At 71.8% G+C, this 15,889-nt stretch carries 13 protein-coding genes; 2 read left to right on the top strand and 11 right to left on the bottom strand.

The features are described 5' to 3' along the window. Nucleotides 1–69 precede the first annotated feature (69 nt). From EAH86_RS12040 to EAH86_RS12010, 8 genes are all read right to left on the bottom strand, one after another. Entirely contained in the window at nucleotides 70–252 is a 183-nt protein-coding gene (locus tag EAH86_RS12040) for a hypothetical protein (RefSeq protein WP_140741030.1), read from the bottom strand. Nucleotides 253–254: 2 nt separating this feature from the next. Further along, entirely contained in the window at nucleotides 255–848 is a 594-nt protein-coding gene (locus EAH86_RS12035; RefSeq protein ID WP_140741029.1) for an HhH-GPD-type base excision DNA repair protein, read from the bottom strand. A 32-nt stretch (nucleotides 849–880) separates the two neighbouring features. Further along, nucleotides 881–2,362: an alkaline phosphatase family protein gene (locus EAH86_RS12030; RefSeq protein ID WP_140741028.1), complete on the bottom strand. Its 1,482-nt coding sequence runs from the start codon at nucleotides 2,360–2,362 to the stop codon at nucleotides 881–883. A gap of 104 nt (nucleotides 2,363–2,466) precedes the next feature. Then, nucleotides 2,467–2,598, bottom strand: a complete 132-nt coding sequence (locus tag EAH86_RS20930) for a hypothetical protein (RefSeq protein ID WP_277752333.1) — start codon at nucleotides 2,596–2,598, stop codon at nucleotides 2,467–2,469. A gap of 146 nt (nucleotides 2,599–2,744) precedes the next feature. Next, nucleotides 2,745–3,032: a WhiB family transcriptional regulator gene (locus tag EAH86_RS12025; RefSeq protein WP_140741027.1), complete on the bottom strand. Its 288-nt coding sequence runs from the start codon at nucleotides 3,030–3,032 to the stop codon at nucleotides 2,745–2,747. Between the two features lie 270 nt (nucleotides 3,033–3,302). Further along, nucleotides 3,303–3,542, bottom strand: coding sequence for a hypothetical protein (locus EAH86_RS12020; RefSeq protein WP_140741026.1), 240 nt, complete (start codon nucleotides 3,540–3,542; stop codon nucleotides 3,303–3,305). Nucleotides 3,543–3,690: 148 nt separating this feature from the next. Further along, nucleotides 3,691–5,880 carry an ATP-dependent DNA helicase UvrD2 gene (locus EAH86_RS12015; protein ID WP_140741025.1) on the bottom strand — a complete coding sequence of 730 codons (2,190 nt, stop codon included), beginning with the start codon at nucleotides 5,878–5,880 and terminating at the stop codon, nucleotides 3,691–3,693. A gap of 56 nt (nucleotides 5,881–5,936) precedes the next feature. Next, nucleotides 5,937–6,386, bottom strand: coding sequence for a PPOX class F420-dependent oxidoreductase (locus EAH86_RS12010; protein ID WP_140741024.1), 450 nt, complete (start codon nucleotides 6,384–6,386; stop codon nucleotides 5,937–5,939). A 114-nt stretch (nucleotides 6,387–6,500) separates the two neighbouring features. On the opposite strand from EAH86_RS12010, the gene EAH86_RS12005 reads away from it, so the two are divergent. Beyond that, nucleotides 6,501–6,770, top strand: a complete 270-nt coding sequence (locus tag EAH86_RS12005; RefSeq protein WP_140741023.1) for a glutaredoxin domain-containing protein — start codon at nucleotides 6,501–6,503, stop codon at nucleotides 6,768–6,770. A 56-nt stretch (nucleotides 6,771–6,826) separates the two neighbouring features. Here EAH86_RS12005 and nudC read toward each other — a convergent pair whose 3' ends face one another. After that, complete coding sequence (nudC, locus tag EAH86_RS12000; RefSeq protein ID WP_140741022.1) at nucleotides 6,827–7,786, bottom strand: NAD(+) diphosphatase; 960 nt, start codon at nucleotides 7,784–7,786, stop codon at nucleotides 6,827–6,829. A gap of 41 nt (nucleotides 7,787–7,827) precedes the next feature. On the opposite strand from nudC, the gene EAH86_RS11995 reads away from it, so the two are divergent. Beyond that, the gene (locus EAH86_RS11995) at nucleotides 7,828–9,222 is read left to right on the top strand and encodes a phosphotransferase (RefSeq protein WP_140741021.1); all 1,395 of its coding nucleotides are present in this window, start codon (nucleotides 7,828–7,830) and stop codon (nucleotides 9,220–9,222) included. A gap of 42 nt (nucleotides 9,223–9,264) precedes the next feature. Here EAH86_RS11995 and EAH86_RS11990 read toward each other — a convergent pair whose 3' ends face one another. Both EAH86_RS11990 and EAH86_RS11985 read right to left on the bottom strand, forming a co-directional pair. Further along, nucleotides 9,265–12,693 (bottom strand): ATP-dependent helicase, encoded by a 3,429-nt coding sequence (locus EAH86_RS11990; RefSeq protein ID WP_140741020.1) that lies wholly within the window; start codon nucleotides 12,691–12,693, stop codon nucleotides 9,265–9,267. Next, nucleotides 12,693–15,860, bottom strand: coding sequence for an ATP-dependent helicase (locus EAH86_RS11985; protein WP_140741019.1), 3,168 nt, complete (start codon nucleotides 15,858–15,860; stop codon nucleotides 12,693–12,695). The genes EAH86_RS11990 and EAH86_RS11985 overlap by 1 nt, the downstream gene beginning before the upstream one ends. Nucleotides 15,861–15,889: the final 29 nt, after the last annotated feature.

The raw sequence follows: 15,889 nt of genomic DNA, 5'->3' as shown, positions 1-15,889 counted from the left end.
GCACAGATCGTCACCGACCACCGGTTTAGGCGCCTGGTGACCACCAGGCGGCAACAAGTCGGGTGTGCTTCACCACCAGGTGGAGTCGAGCTTGCCCTCGATGCTGCGCAGGTGTTCGCGGCTGCAGCGGTCGCAGGTCCAGGTGTCGCGGCCGTTCTCGATGCCTCGCGTCCAGGTGATCGCGGCCTGGGCGACGTCGGGCGCTGTCGTGCCGCAGGTGGCACAGACCGGTGGCTGCTCCGACTCGCCCATCGCTACTTCTTCGTGACGGTGGCGGCCTTGGCCTTCGCGGCGGCCTTGGCGGCCTGCTTGAACTCGCGCACCTTGGTCAGTGACACGGGGTCGACGACGTCGGCCACCGAGCGGTAGGAACCGTCCTCGGCATAGGGGCCGATCGCCTCCTGCCAGCCCGCCGGTCGCACGTCGAGCTGCTTGCCCACCAGGGCCGCGAAGATGCGGGCCTTCTGGTCACCGAACCCGGGAAGCGCCTTGAGCCGGTCCAGCAGGTCGCGGGCATCCTTCGCATCGGTCCAGATCGTCTCGGCCCGGCCGTCGTACTGGTCGCGCACCACCGTGGCCAGCTGCTGCACCCGGCCGGCCATCGACCGGCCGTAACGGTGGATCGCCGGCGGCGTCGCACACAGGTCGGCGAACGCGTCGGCCTCGGCCGTGGCGATCGCGTCCGGCGCCAGGGTGCCGAACCGGTCGAGGATCTTCCACGGCCCACGGAACGCATGCTCCATCGGGTACTGCTGGTCCAGCAGCATCCCCACCAGCAGCGCGAACGGGTCGTTGCTCAGCACCTCGTCGGCAGCCTCGTCCTGGGCGATTCGGATCTGCGTAGCCATGCGACCAAGCCTAGCCGCAGATTTCGACCGGCTCAGAGGAGGTAGATGAAGCCCGGGCCCTCGTCGCGGTAGGGAATCCCAAGCGCCTCGAGGGCGGGCTTCCACGAGCCGGTCACGCTCGGGTCGGCCCCCTCGAAGCCGTGGTCGGCCGTCAGCAGGAACGTCACCTCGTCCACCACCCCCAGGCCCTCCAGGTGGTCGAGGAAGGCCACCAGCCGCGCATCGCTCTGCCGCAGCGAGTCCCGCGCCATCTCCGACCTCGGTCCACCACCGTGGTGCCCGGCGTCGGTGACGACGTGCGCCCACCAGGTCAGCGTCGGCGCATCCTCGGCGTTCTCCCAGAGCTGGAACATCTGCTGCAGCCCCATGTCGTCGACCTGGACGCCCCACCGGAAGTACGGGTCCTCGAGGTGCTCCTGCCTCTGTACAAACGGCGACCCAGCGGGGTCGGGCAGGAGGTCCCCCATCCCGTTCGTCGCGGCCTCGAACCCACCGGCAGCCCGCAGCAACGCCATCGTCCCGTAGTCGGCGCCCCTGTCGATCGCTTCATCGACACTGGCAGTCCGTGGCGAATCACCCTGTGACACATGGTCATTCACCATCTCGAAGACGGTCCGCACACCCGGGCGGAGCCACTCCGCACTGCGATGCCACGTCTCGGCATTGTTGGGCACGACCTGCTCGTTGGCCGCGCGGTCGTAGTACACGTTGCCCAGCACCCCGTGCCGCCCAGGCCCGACACCGGTGAGGATCGAGGTGTGGTTGGTCAGCGTCACGCTCGGGAACTCCGCCACCGCACCTCCCCTCAGCGCCAGCCCGCGCGACACCAGCCGGGCCACACCCGGCAGCTCGCCGGTCTCCGCGAGGTGAAGCAGGTCACCGCAGTGCGCACCGTCCCAGAGGATCCCCACCACCCGGCGCCGCTGCCCTGCGGGCAGTGGTTCGAGGTATGCCGTGAGCGCCCGGCCGTCGAGCAACTCCCCATCGCCATCGAGCAGGTCTGACTCCGGCACACCTGACAGCACGGCCAGGGTCGGGGCGACATCGACCAGCCGCGCGTGGTCGTCGACGAAGCCGAGTGGTGACACGCCGGCCCCGGACATGACCAGCGGTGCGCGGGACTGGATGACGTCGAGCGACCCGTGCTCGCCCCCGTGTCCACCCTCGTGGGGAAAGTAGTGCCGCGGGGTGTGCACCACGGCCACGTCGGGACTGCGATCGGCATCGCCGAAGAGCGAAAGGATCCGTTGCGCGGCATACGGGTAGGCGTTGTCGGTGGACACCCGCGGACCGGCTGCGGCGATCTCGGCCTCGTAGGGCAGGAACGCCATCGGGTCCTCGCTCGCCACGGGATCGACACCGGCCACGACCTCGTGGCTGCCGTCGAGGTGCAGCCGCACCGTCCCCAGGTGGTTCGCGGCGTGCGCGACGCCATCCTCCGCCCAGACCACCAGATCGACCACGGCGGCCAGGTCGGGGGTGGTCAGGGCTGCAACCACGGCGTCACGAGACATCCCCGGACGATATCCGGCCGTCGGGCCGGACCGGTCCCGGACATGGAAGAACCCGCCGGGACGAGCTCCAGAGCGGAAGGTCCCGGCGGGTTCGGGCACGGGGGTCACCGGGCCAGCATGCGAGGCATGGCGAGCAGCATCTCGTGCTGCGCCTGCACCTCGAGCCGGCGCTGGTACTCCCGTTGACGGCGCTTTCGATGAGCGCGCGCCAGGTCGGCGTACAAGGCCTGGAACATGGTGAAACGCCTGGTGTGTGAAAAGTGGAAATCGGTGTGGTGAGCGGGATCGACGGTCGGTCCCGCGGGGCCAGCTCCTGTGGCTGGCCCCGCGATCACCTCTCCGGCGCCCCCGCCAGCGGTCACGACGTGCGTCACGGACGACATCAGGCGGCGACCGGGTTCTTCCGCGGCCGGCCACGCGGCCGCTTGCGTGCGACGACAGCCCCCTGGACGAAGAGCTCACCGCCCCACACGCCCCACGGCTCCGACCGCTCCAGCGCGCCTGCGAGGCAGGCGGCCAGGGCCGGGCACGTGTGGCACAGCGACTTTGCGAACTCGACGTCGGCCGGGCTCTCGGCGAACCACATCTCGGCGTCGTTCTCTCGACACGGGATGCCGGCGCCTACGGTCGCGGCCTGCTCGTTCAGGTCGTGGAGTGCGCTCAGGTGCATCGGGTGTCACCTCCCTCTCGTCGTCCGGCCACGGTGGTGGCTGGTTCTCCTGGTTCCGTCTGGCCGGTGGGTCCCCGGTCGGGGGCCGGCCTGTTCTCTTCGGTGTCGGACTTCATCTCTGGTGGTGCTTCTTCCTGCTGGCGGTGGTGCGGAAGAAATCTGGGCTGTCGTCCAGTCCGCTGCGAACAGAGGCGCTCTGGACAAACAGAAAGGCCGCGGATCCCGGATATCGGGTTCCGCGGCCTTGGAGAGGGCCTGCTGGCTGGTGGCCTAGACAGGTGGTTCTCCGAAGGGACGGAACGCAAGATCCTTGGTGGTGGCGCCGAAGCCGCCGACGTAGGACGTCGGAACCGGGGCATCGGTGATCACACGGACGGCGATGGGCGCGGGCACAGTGGTCCCCTGGACCCATCCACGGCTGCCTGCGAGGAGGACGAGGCCGACCTCGGGGCACACGGAACGGACGCGGGACATGTGAGTCGCGTCGATCGTCATCGTGAAGTTCTCCATTGGGACCTACCTCCTTCGGCTGCTCGTGTGACCCCAGCGCATCGCGCGCGACACCCTGGGTTGGTGTGTTGATCCAGAGTAGGGGACGCCCTGCGGACGGGGCAACGGATTTAATGACATTTTCCGTCACGGATCGGTGAACGTTTGCCTAACCGTCGGATTCCGTTGTAGCAGAACGACTTTCGAGGACTGACTCGACGTCGGAACCACCGATGAGCGCCAGCACCTGCTCGCCGTAGAGCCCGAGCTTGCGCGCGCCGACGCCCGAGATCTGGGCCAGCTCACCTTCGGTGGTGGGCTCGCGCTCGGCGATCGCGGTCAGTGTCGCGTCGGTGAAGACGACGTAGGCCGGCAGGCTGGCCTCGCGCGCGACGGCCAGTCGCCAGGCGCGCAGCCGCTCGAACGTCGCCTCGGAGTAGGTCGGCGGACAGGTGTCACAGCGACCCGTCTTGCGCTGCCCGGCCGTCGTGAGCTCGGTGCCGCAGGTGCGGCAGTGCATGGGGAGGGCGGGCTTGAGCGGCTTGCCGCCGCGACCCTTGCCAGACCCGACCTTGCCGGCGCCCTTGGGTTGGGACCGGGCACCCTCGCCGAGGATGCTCGCCGCCCCGTCGAGGAACCGGCTCGGGCGCCGACTGCTCCGGGCGCCCGGTGTCCGTGCGCCCGACCACGACAGCCGGAGCTCGCGCCTGGCCCGGGTGACGCCGACGTAGGTGAGCCGCCGCTCCTCCTCGATCGCCTCGGGCGTCTCGGCCATCATGATCGGCAGGTAGCCGTCCGAGACGCCGGCGAGGAACACGACGTCCCACTCCAGCCCCTTGGCGGCATGCAGCGAGGCCAGCGTGACGCCCTGCACGGCCGGGGCGTGCTGGGCCGAGGCACGCTCGTCGAGCTCGCGGATGAAGTCCGGCAGCCGCGCCTCGGGGGTCGCCACCACGAGGTCGTCGGACAGGGCGGCCAACGCGCTCAGCGACTCCCACCGTTCGCGACCGGCCCCACCGGAGCCGGGTGCCTCGCGGGTCCAGCCGGCGCCGAGGAGAACGTCGCGGACCAGCTCGGGCAGCGGCTTGGACGCGTCATCGGAGCGGGCCGCGCCACGCAACAGCAGGATCGCGTCGCGGACCTCCCGTCGGGAGAAGAACCGCTCTCCGCCGCGGACGAGGTAGGGGATGTCCTGGTCGGCCAGCGCCGACTCGAACGCCTCCGACTGCCCGTTGGTGCGGAAGAGGACGGCGATCTCCGCCGGCGAGACCCCGTCGGCCACCCGCTCGGCGATCTCAGCGGCCACCGCCGCGGCCTCGGCCGGGTCGTCCGGGTGGGAGGTCAGCGCGGGGACCGGTCCGTCGGCACCCTGGGCCTGCAGCTGCACCGCGTTGCTGCGCATCGAGCCCGACGGCCCACGCACGACGAGGTTGGCCAGGCCCACGATCTGCGGGGTCGAGCGGTAGTTGCGCACCAGCCGGACCACCTGGGCCTTGGGGTGCCGCGTCTGGAACTCCAGCAGGTGTGCGGGGCTCGCCCCGGTGAACGAGTAGATGGTCTGGGCCGGGTCACCCACGACGCACAGGTCGTCGCGCTGTCCCACCCACAGGTCGAGCAGCCGCTGCTGCAGGGCGTTGACGTCCTGGTACTCGTCGACGACGAAGTGGCGGTACTGCGAGCGCACCGCCCGGGCGATGTCGTCGCGCTCGGCGAGGATCCCGACGGTCAGCAGCAGCACGTCCTCGAAGTCGATCACCCCGCGCTGGGTCTTGACCTGCTCGTAGGCCTCGAGCACCCGCGCCATCGCCGTCGCATCCAGACCGGGAGGTTCGCGACGAGCGGCACGGGCCCCCGCGGCATACGTTTCCGGGGTGAGCATCGAGACCTTGGCCCACTCCACCTCGGCGGCCAGGTCGCGGATCGCCGTGCGGTCGCGCGCGAGGTCGAGCCGCAGCGAGGCTGCCGCCTGGGCGACGGCGGCAGCCTTCTGGCTCATCACCTCGGGGGCCGCGCCGCCGATCGCCTGTGGCCAGAAGTAGTGCAGCTGCCGCAGGGCCGCAGCGTGGAAGGTGCGCGCCTGCACCCCACCCACCCCGAGCGTGCGCAGCCGGGTGCGCATCTCGCCGGCCGCCCGCGCCGTGAAGGTGACCGCCAGCACGCGCTGGCCCTGGTAGGCGCCGGAGTGCACGCCGTAGGCGATCCGGTGGGTGATCGCCCGCGTCTTGCCGGTGCCGGCACCAGCCAGGACCACCATGGGTCCGAGGGGGTGCGCGGCGACCTCACGCTGCTCGGGGTCGAGGGCGTCGAGGATGTCGTCGGCGGAGGCGTGCACGGGTATGCCGTGAGGGCGGGTAGGCATCGGCGCGATCCTGTCATGCGCGACCGACGCCCGTCCCCACCGGACCGGAGGTCAGCTCACTGGATGAGGCCGTAGACGCGGGTGACGCGCAGCCGCAGGATCCGGCGGCCGTCCTCCAGCATCGCCCGCCGGTAGTCGTCCCAGTCGGAGTGCTCCTCCCCGCGGATGGTCGTGAACAGCTCGACCAGCTCGTTGACCGTCTCGTCGTCCCGTGTGGTCGCCACCGGTGAGAACTCGACGTCACCCTCGAGGACGGCATACGACCAGCCGTTGGCGGAGGTGACCATGAGCGAGCCCCGCGGGTCACGCAGCAGGTTCGCCACCTTGGCGCGCCCGTCGACGACCGACACCCGCACGATGGGGGCTGCCGGGTCGCTGCGGTCGAGGGCGAAGTTGACCATCGAGAGCTGCGGCCGGCCGTTCCGCTTGAGGGCGGCGAGGGCACCGAGGTTGCGGCCGGCGGCGAGGGCAAGCAGGGCGGGATCGAAGTCAGCGGTCTCGGTCATGGGTCATCATGGTCACAGAGATCACACGCCTGCACGGAAGATCCGCCGACGACGTGGTGTTGATTGATTTGACCCCTTAGTCGCCTGTGACCCCCGAACCAGCGAAAGAGACGCATGAGCGCCAACGCACTCAAGACCCCCGCCCCCGGCTCCGTGACCATGTTCAGCACGTCATGGTGTGGGTACTGCAACCGCCTCAAGGCCCAGATGGGTCGTGAGGGGATTGCGTTCACCGAGGTGAACATCGAAGAGGTGCCGGAGGCCGTGAAGTTCGTGATGGACGCCAACGACGGCAACCAGACCGTCCCCACGCTGCTCTTCCCGGACGGCTCGTCGGCCACCAACCCCTCGATCGGCGAGGTCAAGAAGCGGCTCGCCGCCTGATCGGGTGAGGGTCCCGCTCAGTCGGGACCACCCCGTTCTGGAGTGGCTGGCCACGCTCAGGCCGGTGTGACCTCGTCGAGGTCGTGTCCCAGCCAGCGCTCGATGATCCGCCGCGCGATCGACAACCGCGTCGAGGCGCTGACCTGTCCCGCGGCGAGGATCTCTCGGTACTCGTCCCGGGTGAACCAGCGCGCCTCCGCGATCTCGGACTCCTGGAGACGCAGTTCGCTGCTGCTCGCCCGCGTCGTGAACCCGACCATGATCGAGTTCGGGAACGGCCACGGCTGGTCGCCAAGGTACTCCACGTCGCGGACCACCAGTCCGACCTCCTCGTGGACCTCTCGCGCGACCGCGGCCGCCAGGCTCTCGCCGGGCTCGAGGAAGCCCGCCAGCACCGAGAAGCGGCCGGTCCCCCAGCCGGCACCCCGTGCAAGCAGGATCCGGTCCTCGTCGTCGATCACCGACATGATCACGGCGACGTCGGTCCGCGGGTAGTGCTCGCTGGCATCCTGGGGGCAGCGGCGCAGCCAGCCACCCTGCACGGGTTCGGTCGCGGCGCCGCACCGGGGGCAGTGGGTGTGGGTGGCGTGCCAGTTCGAGAGCGCCAGCGCAGTCGCGAAGATCGTGGCATCGCGGTCCGACAGGTCGGCCCCGATCTGGCGCAGCGAACGCCACTGGTCGACGCCGTCCGTCGGGCCACCGTCCGCATCGCCGTCCGGCGCCGCCGGTTCGGCCACCGCGAGGTATGCCGTGCCATCACCGTCCTGCCCCAGGAACAGCACCAGCGCGGCCGAGTCCGACTCCTCAGGTGGTCGCAGGGCCAGGGCCGGGTCGTGCGAGCCGCCCTCCCCCGGGATGGCAACCGCGACCTTGTCGCCGCGCACCACCAGCACCCGGGTATCTGCATCGGCGAGCAGCCGTGCGACGAGGTCCGGCTCACCGCGTCGCTCAGCGTGACGGTCCAGCCCGGGGCGGGCGAGCGAGAGATTCGGGAGAGTTTCGGTCAGGAGGCCCACGCCTCCACCCTAGGCGCGCCTGCACGGCATACGGTGACCGTGTGGACCGCAGCCCCCTCTTCCTCGCCGCACTTGCGAGTGCCGCCGTCCCGGGCCTGGATCCCGCCAGCGTCGAGGCCCTCCCCGGCGCGCCCGACCACCACTACGACGTCGCCTTCGTGCAGGACACCCAGCACCGGCGCTGGGTCGTGCGGGTGCCGCGCAGCCAGGTCGCCGCTGCCCAGATGGAGTCGACCTTCGGGCTGCTGGCCCTGCTCGCGCGCCGGCTTCCGTTCAGCGTGCCGACGCCCAAGGGTTTCGCCGCATTGAAGGAGGGTGGGCGCGCGGCCATCTACCCCTACCTGCCTGGACAGAACGTCGACTTTGCCCAGCTGCCGGCTGGTGCGGGACTCGCCGCGGAGCTGGGACGCGCCATCGCCGCCCTGCACAACGCCGACCACGGGTTGTTCGACGAGGCAGGGCTGCCGGCCTACGACGCCGACACCTACCGCACCCGCCGGCTCAGCGAGCTGGACCGCGCTGCGGCCACCGGCCACGTGCCGACCGGGCTCCTCGCACGCTGGGAGAAGCTGCTCGAGGACGTCACGCTGTGGCGGTTCGCGCCCACCCCCACGCACGGCGACCTCACCGGCGACCAGGTGCTTGCGGTCTTCGACGACGACGATGACGCCGCGACCGGGCGCGTCAAGGCGCTCACCGGCTGGGAGGACGCGAAGGTCGCCGACCCCGCTGACGACTTCTTCGCGCTCGTGACCCAGACGTCTCCCCGGGCGCTGGAGACCCTGATGGAGGCCTACGCACACGCCCGCGCCGAACGGCCCGACGTGCACCTGCTGACCCGGGCTCAACTGTCTGCCGAGATGCGCACGCTGTCCCAGCTGATGTCGGCCGTGTCCGGGGGCGACCGACTCCAGGTCGAACGGCATGCCCTGGCGCTTCGCCGGCTGGACGAGCGGGTGCATGCCGAGGAGGAGGCAGCCAACGACTACCGCCGCGCAGGCATGACCCCCGCGCGGCGCAAGAGCCCCGTGCTCGTGCCACCCGTGGTCGTCGAGGACGAGGACGACGACGAGGACGACGTGGAGGTGATGTTCGCCCCGACTGCGGACGACCACGAAGCACCCGGCCGCGACTCCGGCGCCGAGCACGAAGCCACCGACCACGAACCCGCCGACAGGGACGAAGCCCGCGATGAGGACAAGGCCCGCGACGGGGACGACGAACCGGCCTTCGAGGACGACGCGGATGAGCTCGAGGATCTCGCAGGCGACGAAGACCAGGCGGAGGAGCTCGAGGACGACGGAGAGGCGCAGTTCGCCCGGGTCGACCACGACGTCACCGCCGAGATCGACCTCAGCCAGCTGCGAGCGCCCCAGTCCATCGAGGGCGACGACCCGGGGCCGGAGTTCGAGCCGGGTTACCGCCCGCGGGCCTGACGCCGGACACCGGTCGCGCGAGCCCCTCAGCCCGCTCCGCACCTAGTCCGGCACGCCCCCCAGCAGCTTCGCCAGGGCGGCGTCGTCGGGCAGGTCCGGCCAGACGGTCTCGCCCGTGCCTGCGTAGTAGAAGGCCGCATCGACGTCGTCGAGGTCCAGCCCGCGCAGTCGCGCGAAGGCCACCCGGTAGGCCGCGAGCTGCAACGCGCGTGTCAACCCCGAGTCCCCGGTCGATTTGGCGCCGGTCTTCCAGTCGACGATCGTGAAGCCACCCTGCGGGCGGGGGAACACCGCGTCGAGGCGACCACGGACGGCGATCCCGTCGATGACGGTCTCCACCGCGATCTCGATCTCGGCCGGGGTGCGGTGCGCCCAGTCGCTGGCGAGGAACCGCTCCTTCATGAGGGGCAGGTCGGCATCGTCGCCGGGGTCGTCGTCGGCGCTGCCGGGCAGATCGAGGATGTCGACCATGGCGGCCTGGGCGAAGTGCTGCTCCACCCAGGCGTGGAAGGCGGTTCCTCGGCGAGCCGCCAGGGCCGGCGGCTCGGGCATCGGGCGCCGGAGGGAGGAGGCGAACCGGCCCGGGTCCTGGGCCAGCGACACCACGGCTGAGGCCGAGAGGTGGCGCGGCATCAGCACGGTGACGTCGCCGCGGTGGGCCAGCCGGCGGCGCTCCTCCAGCAACAGGTCGAGCTCCTCGAGGACCGGGAGCGCGGTGCCGGGCATCGGCAGCAGACCTTGTTCCGATGGTGCGTGCAGACCCGTACCGTCCGCGGCCCGGGCGTGGGCGTCGACCGCCGAGCGGACGGCCGCGGCGCCATCTACCAGAGCCGCACGGCGGGTGGCCAGCGGGTCCGCCGGCCACTGCACCGAGACGGCCTCTGCAGCCGTCGGGTTGACTGCCTCGTCGGGCACGGCGGGATCCGGCATCTCGACCCACTCCAGGCGGTCCACCGGGAAGGCCGACTCGGCGTCCACGATCTCGGCGAGGAACCGCGAGGTGACCTTGGGGGTCTTGCCGTCCGTCCAGACCGGAGCCGTCAGCAGCATGTCCGACCGAGCCCGGGTGAGGGCGACGTAGGCCAGCCGCCGTTCCTCCTCGACACCGTGGTCGCCCCCGGCGCGCAGGAAGTCCTCGACACGGGTCTCGATGTCCTTCCAGTCCGACGCCTCCTCCCAGTCGAGCAGCGGTAGCCCGTCACCGTCGCCCCGCAAGGCATACGGGATGCCCCCGTCGGAGAGCCCGCCGATCCAGCCGCGTTGCTTGGGCGGCGACATCCGCCACTGCTCACCGTCGGAACGGCTCGCCGCGGACGACAGCGCGGGGAAGGAACCCTCCACCAGTCCGGGCACGGCGACGGCATCCCACTCGAGGCCCTTGGCGGCGTGCACGGTCAGGACCTGGACTGCATCGGAGGAGGCCTCGATGTAGCCCTTGTCGAGCCCGCGCTCCTCCTTCAGGGCTGCCGCCAGCCAGGCCAGGAAGCCACCCAGGTTGGGTCGGTCGGCGCTCACCGTGAAGGTCGCCGCGACGTCCGCGAAAGCGTCGAGGTGCGCCCGGGCCGCTGCGGGTGTGTAGCCCTCGCGGGCGAGCACCTCGATGTCGAGCCCGAGGGCGCGCTCGGCCTCTCCGACGAGGTCGGCCAACGGCAGCGCCGACAGGGACCGGAGCCGGCGGATGGCCTGCTGCAAGCCACGCAGCCGGGAGAGTCCGACGTCACTCAGACCCTTGCCGTCCCAGCTGGTCCAGCCGGGGCGCGGGGGGTCGTCGACGGCTTCGACGATGCTGACTCGGTCGGAGCTGTCGGGAGCCTGGTCCCGGGTCGGTCGGGTCGGCGCAGGCAACCCATCAGGCGCGGCGGTGGTGCCGACCGTCGCGATCCCCTCGGCATCGTCGTCGTCCTGCGGTGCGGTGCGGTCGTCGACACCCAGTCGGAGGTCCTGCTGGTGTCGCGCCCAGGCCATCAGGCCGTCGAGGTCGGCCGCCCCCAACCGGCACAGCGGGCCGGTGAGCAGGCGCATCAGCTGGTCGCCACGGCTGGGGTCGTTGACGACGTGGAGCAGTGCGGTGATGTCCTCGACCTCGGGCGTGAGCAGCAGTCCGCCGAGACCGACGACCTCGTGGGGAATCCCCCGGGAGTCGAGTGCGTCGATCAGCGCCGCGAACTGGGAGCGCTTGCGACAGAGCACGGCAGCCGACTTCGCCCCGGCCGCACGTCGCTCCGCGAGCCAACTGGCGACCAGGGCCGCCTCGTCACCGGCGGTCTCGACCCGCGCCGCCTGTACCCGACCCGGTCCGGCGCCGAACCGGGCCACGAGCTGGTCGACCGGAACCTTGGACCCCGCTCGCAGCGGCCCCGCCACGGCGTTGGCCACCTCGAGCACCGCCGTGTCGTTGCGCCAGCTCGTCGCGAGGGGCAGCACGGGGGCCAGGTCGGCACCCGTGCTGAACGCCCGGCGGAACTCGCTCAGCGTCGTGGCACTCGCCCCCCGCCACCCGTAGATCGACTGGTGCGGGTCGCCCACCGCCGTCACCGGCGACGGTTCCCCCGGCGCGACGAAGAGCGAGCGCAGCAGCTCGAGCTGGGCCGCCGAGGTGTCCTGGAACTCGTCGAGCAGCACGGCGCCGAACCGCTGCCGCTCGATGGCCCCGATGTCGTCGAACGTCATGGCCAGCCGCGCGGCCAGGGCCATCTGGTCGGCGAAGTCCATCGCGTCGCGGCTGCGCTTGAGCGCGATGTAGCGCTCGACCATCGGGAGCACCCCCGCCCGGGCGCGCAGCTGCTCGCGCATCTTCTTGACCTCGCCGGGCAGGTCCTTGCCCCGCGACCCGGCGTGCGGGGGCACGGCTGCCAGCGCGTCGAGGACGCGGTCGAGGTATGCCGCGACGTCACCGACGCCGACGAGGTGCTCGGCCATCTCGCCGGCCAGGTCCACGACTGCGGCTGTCACGGTCGACTCGGCGAACTGCACGTCGTCCATCGGCCCGTCGTAGGCCGCGACCACCTCGGACGCGTACTGCCACGCCGCCGCCTCCGACAGCAGTCGGGACTCGGACTCGTAGCCCAACCGCAGGGCGTGCTCGCGCACCAGCCGCCCGGCATACGAGTGGTAGGTCGACACGGTGGGTGTGCCGCCCAGGACCTCGGCGCCGGTCTCGGCGTCGTCGAGGCGGGGGTGCCACACGTCGCGTTGCTGGAGCAGACGAAGTCGGGCGCCGATCCGCTCGGACAGCTCGGTCGCCGCCTTGCGGGTGAAGGTCAGGCCGAGCACCTGGTCGGGTTCCACGAAGCCGTTGGCGACGAGCCACACCACCCGGCTGGTCATCGTCTCGGTCTTGCCAGACCCGGCTCCGGCCACGACGAGCAAGGGTGACATCGGCGCCTCGATGACCCGGACCTGCTGGGCGGTGGGCTCCGGCTGACCGAGGGCTGCGGCAATCTCCTTGGCGGACAATAGATCTCGTGCCATCAGAGCACCCGCCCCTCGGGCTGCGCAGGGCAGGAGGCCCTGACCTGGCACATCTTGCACCAGTCGCCGACGGTCGCCTGGAACGTCGAGCCAGCCATCCCCTCGGCGGTGGCGGTCACGAGGTCGGCGGCCCAGTGCGGGTCCGCGTCGTCCCGAAGCGGCGGCTGGGTCTGCAGCGTCGTCTTGACGAGTGCGGCCTTGCCGACCTGGAGCAGCGCCGCCCCAGCCGACCGGTCGCCCAGCTCGCCGAACGCGCCGCTCTCGACACCGAGCTGGTAGGCCCCGAGCTGCGGGTGACGGTCGAGCTCCTCGCCCCGAGGCTTGTTGCTGCCGGTCTTGTAGTCGACGACCCGCAGGGCAGTGCCGTCGGGCGTGCCCTCGATCCGGTCGACCTTGCCGCTCAGGACGGCCCGTCCCAGCACCACCTTCATGTCGAGCTCGGCCCCGAGCCGCACCCAGCCACCCACCCGGGCCTCGTCGAAGTAGGTCGCCAGCCGGCGGACCATGCGGTGCGCCTCGTGGCGCTTGCGGTCGGACACCCAGCCGGACGGCATACCGAGGCGTCCCCAGCGGGCGTCCACCTCAGCGACGAGCGTGTCGGCGTCGACGTCACCGAGCTCGGCGGCGATGTCGTGGACGAGCGTGCCGATGTCGGCCGCACCCACGGACGGCCCGTCGCCGCCCACGGAGCCGAGCAGCCAGCGCAGCCCGCAGTTTCCGAACGACTCGACCTTGCTCGGCGAGACCCGCACCTCCTGGTCGTCAGCGCGCAACGGTCGGTCGTCGGAAACCTCGCGCAGCACCCACCACTGGCCAGGGTCTGCGCCCGGCACTCCCTCGTGGGTGAGGCGGGCGAGCGCCGCCACCGCAGTGGCGCGCACGGCGGAGTCGTCCGAGACGAGCTGTCGTCGTAGCTCGCCGACCAGGGTCGGCAGCGTCATGGTGCGAGCCACCTCGGCGAAGGGCCGATCCACTTGCGTGGCAATGGTTTCCGGGTCGACGACGTCGAGGTAGACCGATGGCTGCTCGTCGTCGGACCGCACTGCCGTCACGATGACGCGGTCGCTCGCCCGAGTCAGCGCGACCAGGAAGGACCGCGTCTCGTCGTAACGGACCGCGGCCTGGGCGGCCCGGAACGTCGAGGCCCGCCCCGACACCACGTCGACGAGGTGCTCCGAACCCAGCAGCGAACCCCGCAGTCGCAGGTCCGGCCAGACGCCCTCCTGAACTCCCGCAACGACGACCAGGTGCCACTGTCGACCGGCGGCGGCCTGAGGGGTCGTGACGGTGACCGACTCACCCACCGGCGACCGGGCGACGAGCGTGTCACCGGGGATGTCCTGGCTGCCGATGTGCGTGAGGAACTCTTCCGGTCCGGCCTGGGGGAGCCGGTCGACGAACTTGGCCGCGGCGTCGAACAGCCCGACCACGGCGTCGAGGTCGCGGTCGGCCCGTGCCGCCCCGGAACCACCGCCGAGCGCGGTCGCCTGCCACTCCGCGCCCAGCCCCGTCGCCGCCCACATCGCCCAGAGCACGGACTCCGCGCTGACCCCGGGCTCCCAGCGCCACGCCGGGCTCGTTCCCGAGTCGTCCATGGCGCCCTGCGCGGCCTTGACCCCGGCAGCGATGGTGGCCGCGACCCGACGCGCGGGGTGGGCCTCGGGCCCAAGCTCGATCAAGCCCCCGGGCGCGACCAGCGCCTCGGCGAGCAGCTCGTCGCTCGTGCGGCCCCCGCCGTTCTCGAGCTCGATCCGGCGCAGCGCGCGGCGCAGTCGGCGCAACCCGACCGCGTCGGCACCGCCGATCGGGGACAGCAGCGTGTCGACAGCCACCTCGGCGTCGAGGGCATCGTCGGCGCCGCGCGCCAGGTCGAGGACCACCTCGAGCAGCGCCAACAACGGGCGCACCGCCACCTCGTCCCGGACCGGCAGGTCAGTGGCGGTCCCGGCCACGGGCACACCCGCGGCCATCAGCACCCGTCGCAACGTCGCGGTGCGGCCCTGCCCGCGCACGATGACCGCCATCTCCGACCAGGGAATGCCGAACCGCAGGTGCGACTCGCGCAGCTCGGCCGCGACGTGGCTCGCCTCCTGGCTCACGGCACGCAGCAGCCGCACGTCGACCTGGCCGCCAGCGCGTCCGGCCGCGGCCCCCCGCTGGAGACCACCACCGAGGGCGCCGATCTTCGGTGCGACCCTCCCGGCCGCGGCGACGACCGCCTGCGGCAGCCGGTATGCCGTGGGCAGCACCAGCGTCCGCGGCTCACCGCTGGTGACCAGCTGGGTCCAGCCGTCGCTGAGGTGGCGCGGGTCGGCGCCGCGGAAGGTCTGGACGGCGCTGTCAGGGTCGCCGAGCAGGATCAGGTCGAGGCCGGGAGTGGCCATCGTGCGCAGCAGCCGAGCTGCCGCGGAGGTGAGCTCCTGGGCGTCGTCGACCACCACGAGCCGCAGGCCGTCGACCAACCGACCGAGTGCCGCCGGGTCCTCCTCGAGGAGGTCGGCGGCCGCGCCGAGGATCCACGCGGGGTCGTAGGCGCCGGGCGCGGAGAGCGCGGTGACCTCGTCGTACTCTGCGAGCAGGTCGGCGGCCGCCACCCACTCGGGCCGGTCCTGCTCGTGGCCCAGCCGGATGAGGTCGGCCGGCTCGAGGTCGTGCTCCACCGCGCGCATCAACAGGTCACGCAGCTCGCCCCGGAACCCGCGCGTGCCCAGCGCGAGGTGGACCCGCTCGGGCCAGTCAGGACCGGTGCCCTCCTCGGCGTGCCCGGCCAGCAGCTCGCGCAGGATGACGTCCTGCTCGGGCCCGCTCAGCAGCCGCGGGGTGGGGTCGCCCCGGAGCGCCGCCGCCTGCCGCAGGATGCCGAACCCGAGCGCCTGGTGCGTCCTTGCGAGCGGTTCGGTCGAGGTGCCACCGAGCCGGGCCGTCACGCGTTCGCGCAGGCTCCCGGCAGAGACACGTGAGGAGGTGAGGATGAGGCACTGGTCCGGTGTCGTCTCCCCCGACTCGACGCGCGCCACCACGGCCTCGATCGCCGTGGCGGTCTTGCCGGTGCCCGGACCGCCCAGGACGCGCAGCACTCCACCGCGGTGGGCGAGCGCTGCCAGTTGGACCTCGTCGAGCGGCGGCGCCTCGGCCACCACGCTGGGGGCGCGGCGCAACGTCAGCATCCGCTCATCCCACCATCCGCGACCGACAG

The sequence above is a fragment of the Pedococcus bigeumensis genome (assembly GCF_006438965.1).
Taxonomy (GTDB): domain Bacteria; phylum Actinomycetota; class Actinomycetes; order Actinomycetales; family Dermatophilaceae; genus Pedococcus; species Pedococcus bigeumensis_A.
Note: the sequence above shows the minus strand (reverse complement) of the source record. Positions and strands in the feature narration are given on the sequence as shown.

Bases quoted from the DNA above. Each gene is read 5' to 3' on its own strand.
- EAH86_RS20930 (WP_277752333.1), bottom strand. From the start codon at position 2,598: ATGTTCCAGGCCTTGTACGCCGACCTGGCGCGCGCTCATCGAAAGCGC.
- EAH86_RS12015 (WP_140741025.1), bottom strand. From the start codon at position 5,880: ATGCCTACCCGCCCTCACGGCATACCCGTGCACGCCTCCGCCGACGAC.
- EAH86_RS12020 (WP_140741026.1), bottom strand. From the start codon at position 3,542: ATGGAGAACTTCACGATGACGATCGACGCGACTCACATGTCCCGCGTC.
- EAH86_RS12025 (WP_140741027.1), bottom strand. From the start codon at position 3,032: ATGCACCTGAGCGCACTCCACGACCTGAACGAGCAGGCCGCGACCGTA.
- EAH86_RS12035 (WP_140741029.1), bottom strand. From the start codon at position 848: ATGGCTACGCAGATCCGAATCGCCCAGGACGAGGCTGCCGACGAGGTG.
- EAH86_RS12040 (WP_140741030.1), bottom strand. From the start codon at position 252: ATGGGCGAGTCGGAGCAGCCACCGGTCTGTGCCACCTGCGGCACGACA.
- EAH86_RS12005 (WP_140741023.1), top strand. From the start codon at position 6,501: ATGAGCGCCAACGCACTCAAGACCCCCGCCCCCGGCTCCGTGACCATG.
- EAH86_RS11990 (WP_140741020.1), bottom strand. From the start codon at position 12,693: ATGGCACGAGATCTATTGTCCGCCAAGGAGATTGCCGCAGCCCTCGGT.
- EAH86_RS12030 (WP_140741028.1), bottom strand. From the start codon at position 2,362: ATGTCTCGTGACGCCGTGGTTGCAGCCCTGACCACCCCCGACCTGGCC.
- EAH86_RS12010 (WP_140741024.1), bottom strand. From the start codon at position 6,386: ATGACCGAGACCGCTGACTTCGATCCCGCCCTGCTTGCCCTCGCCGCC.
- EAH86_RS11985 (WP_140741019.1), bottom strand. From the start codon at position 15,860: ATGCTGACGTTGCGCCGCGCCCCCAGCGTGGTGGCCGAGGCGCCGCCG.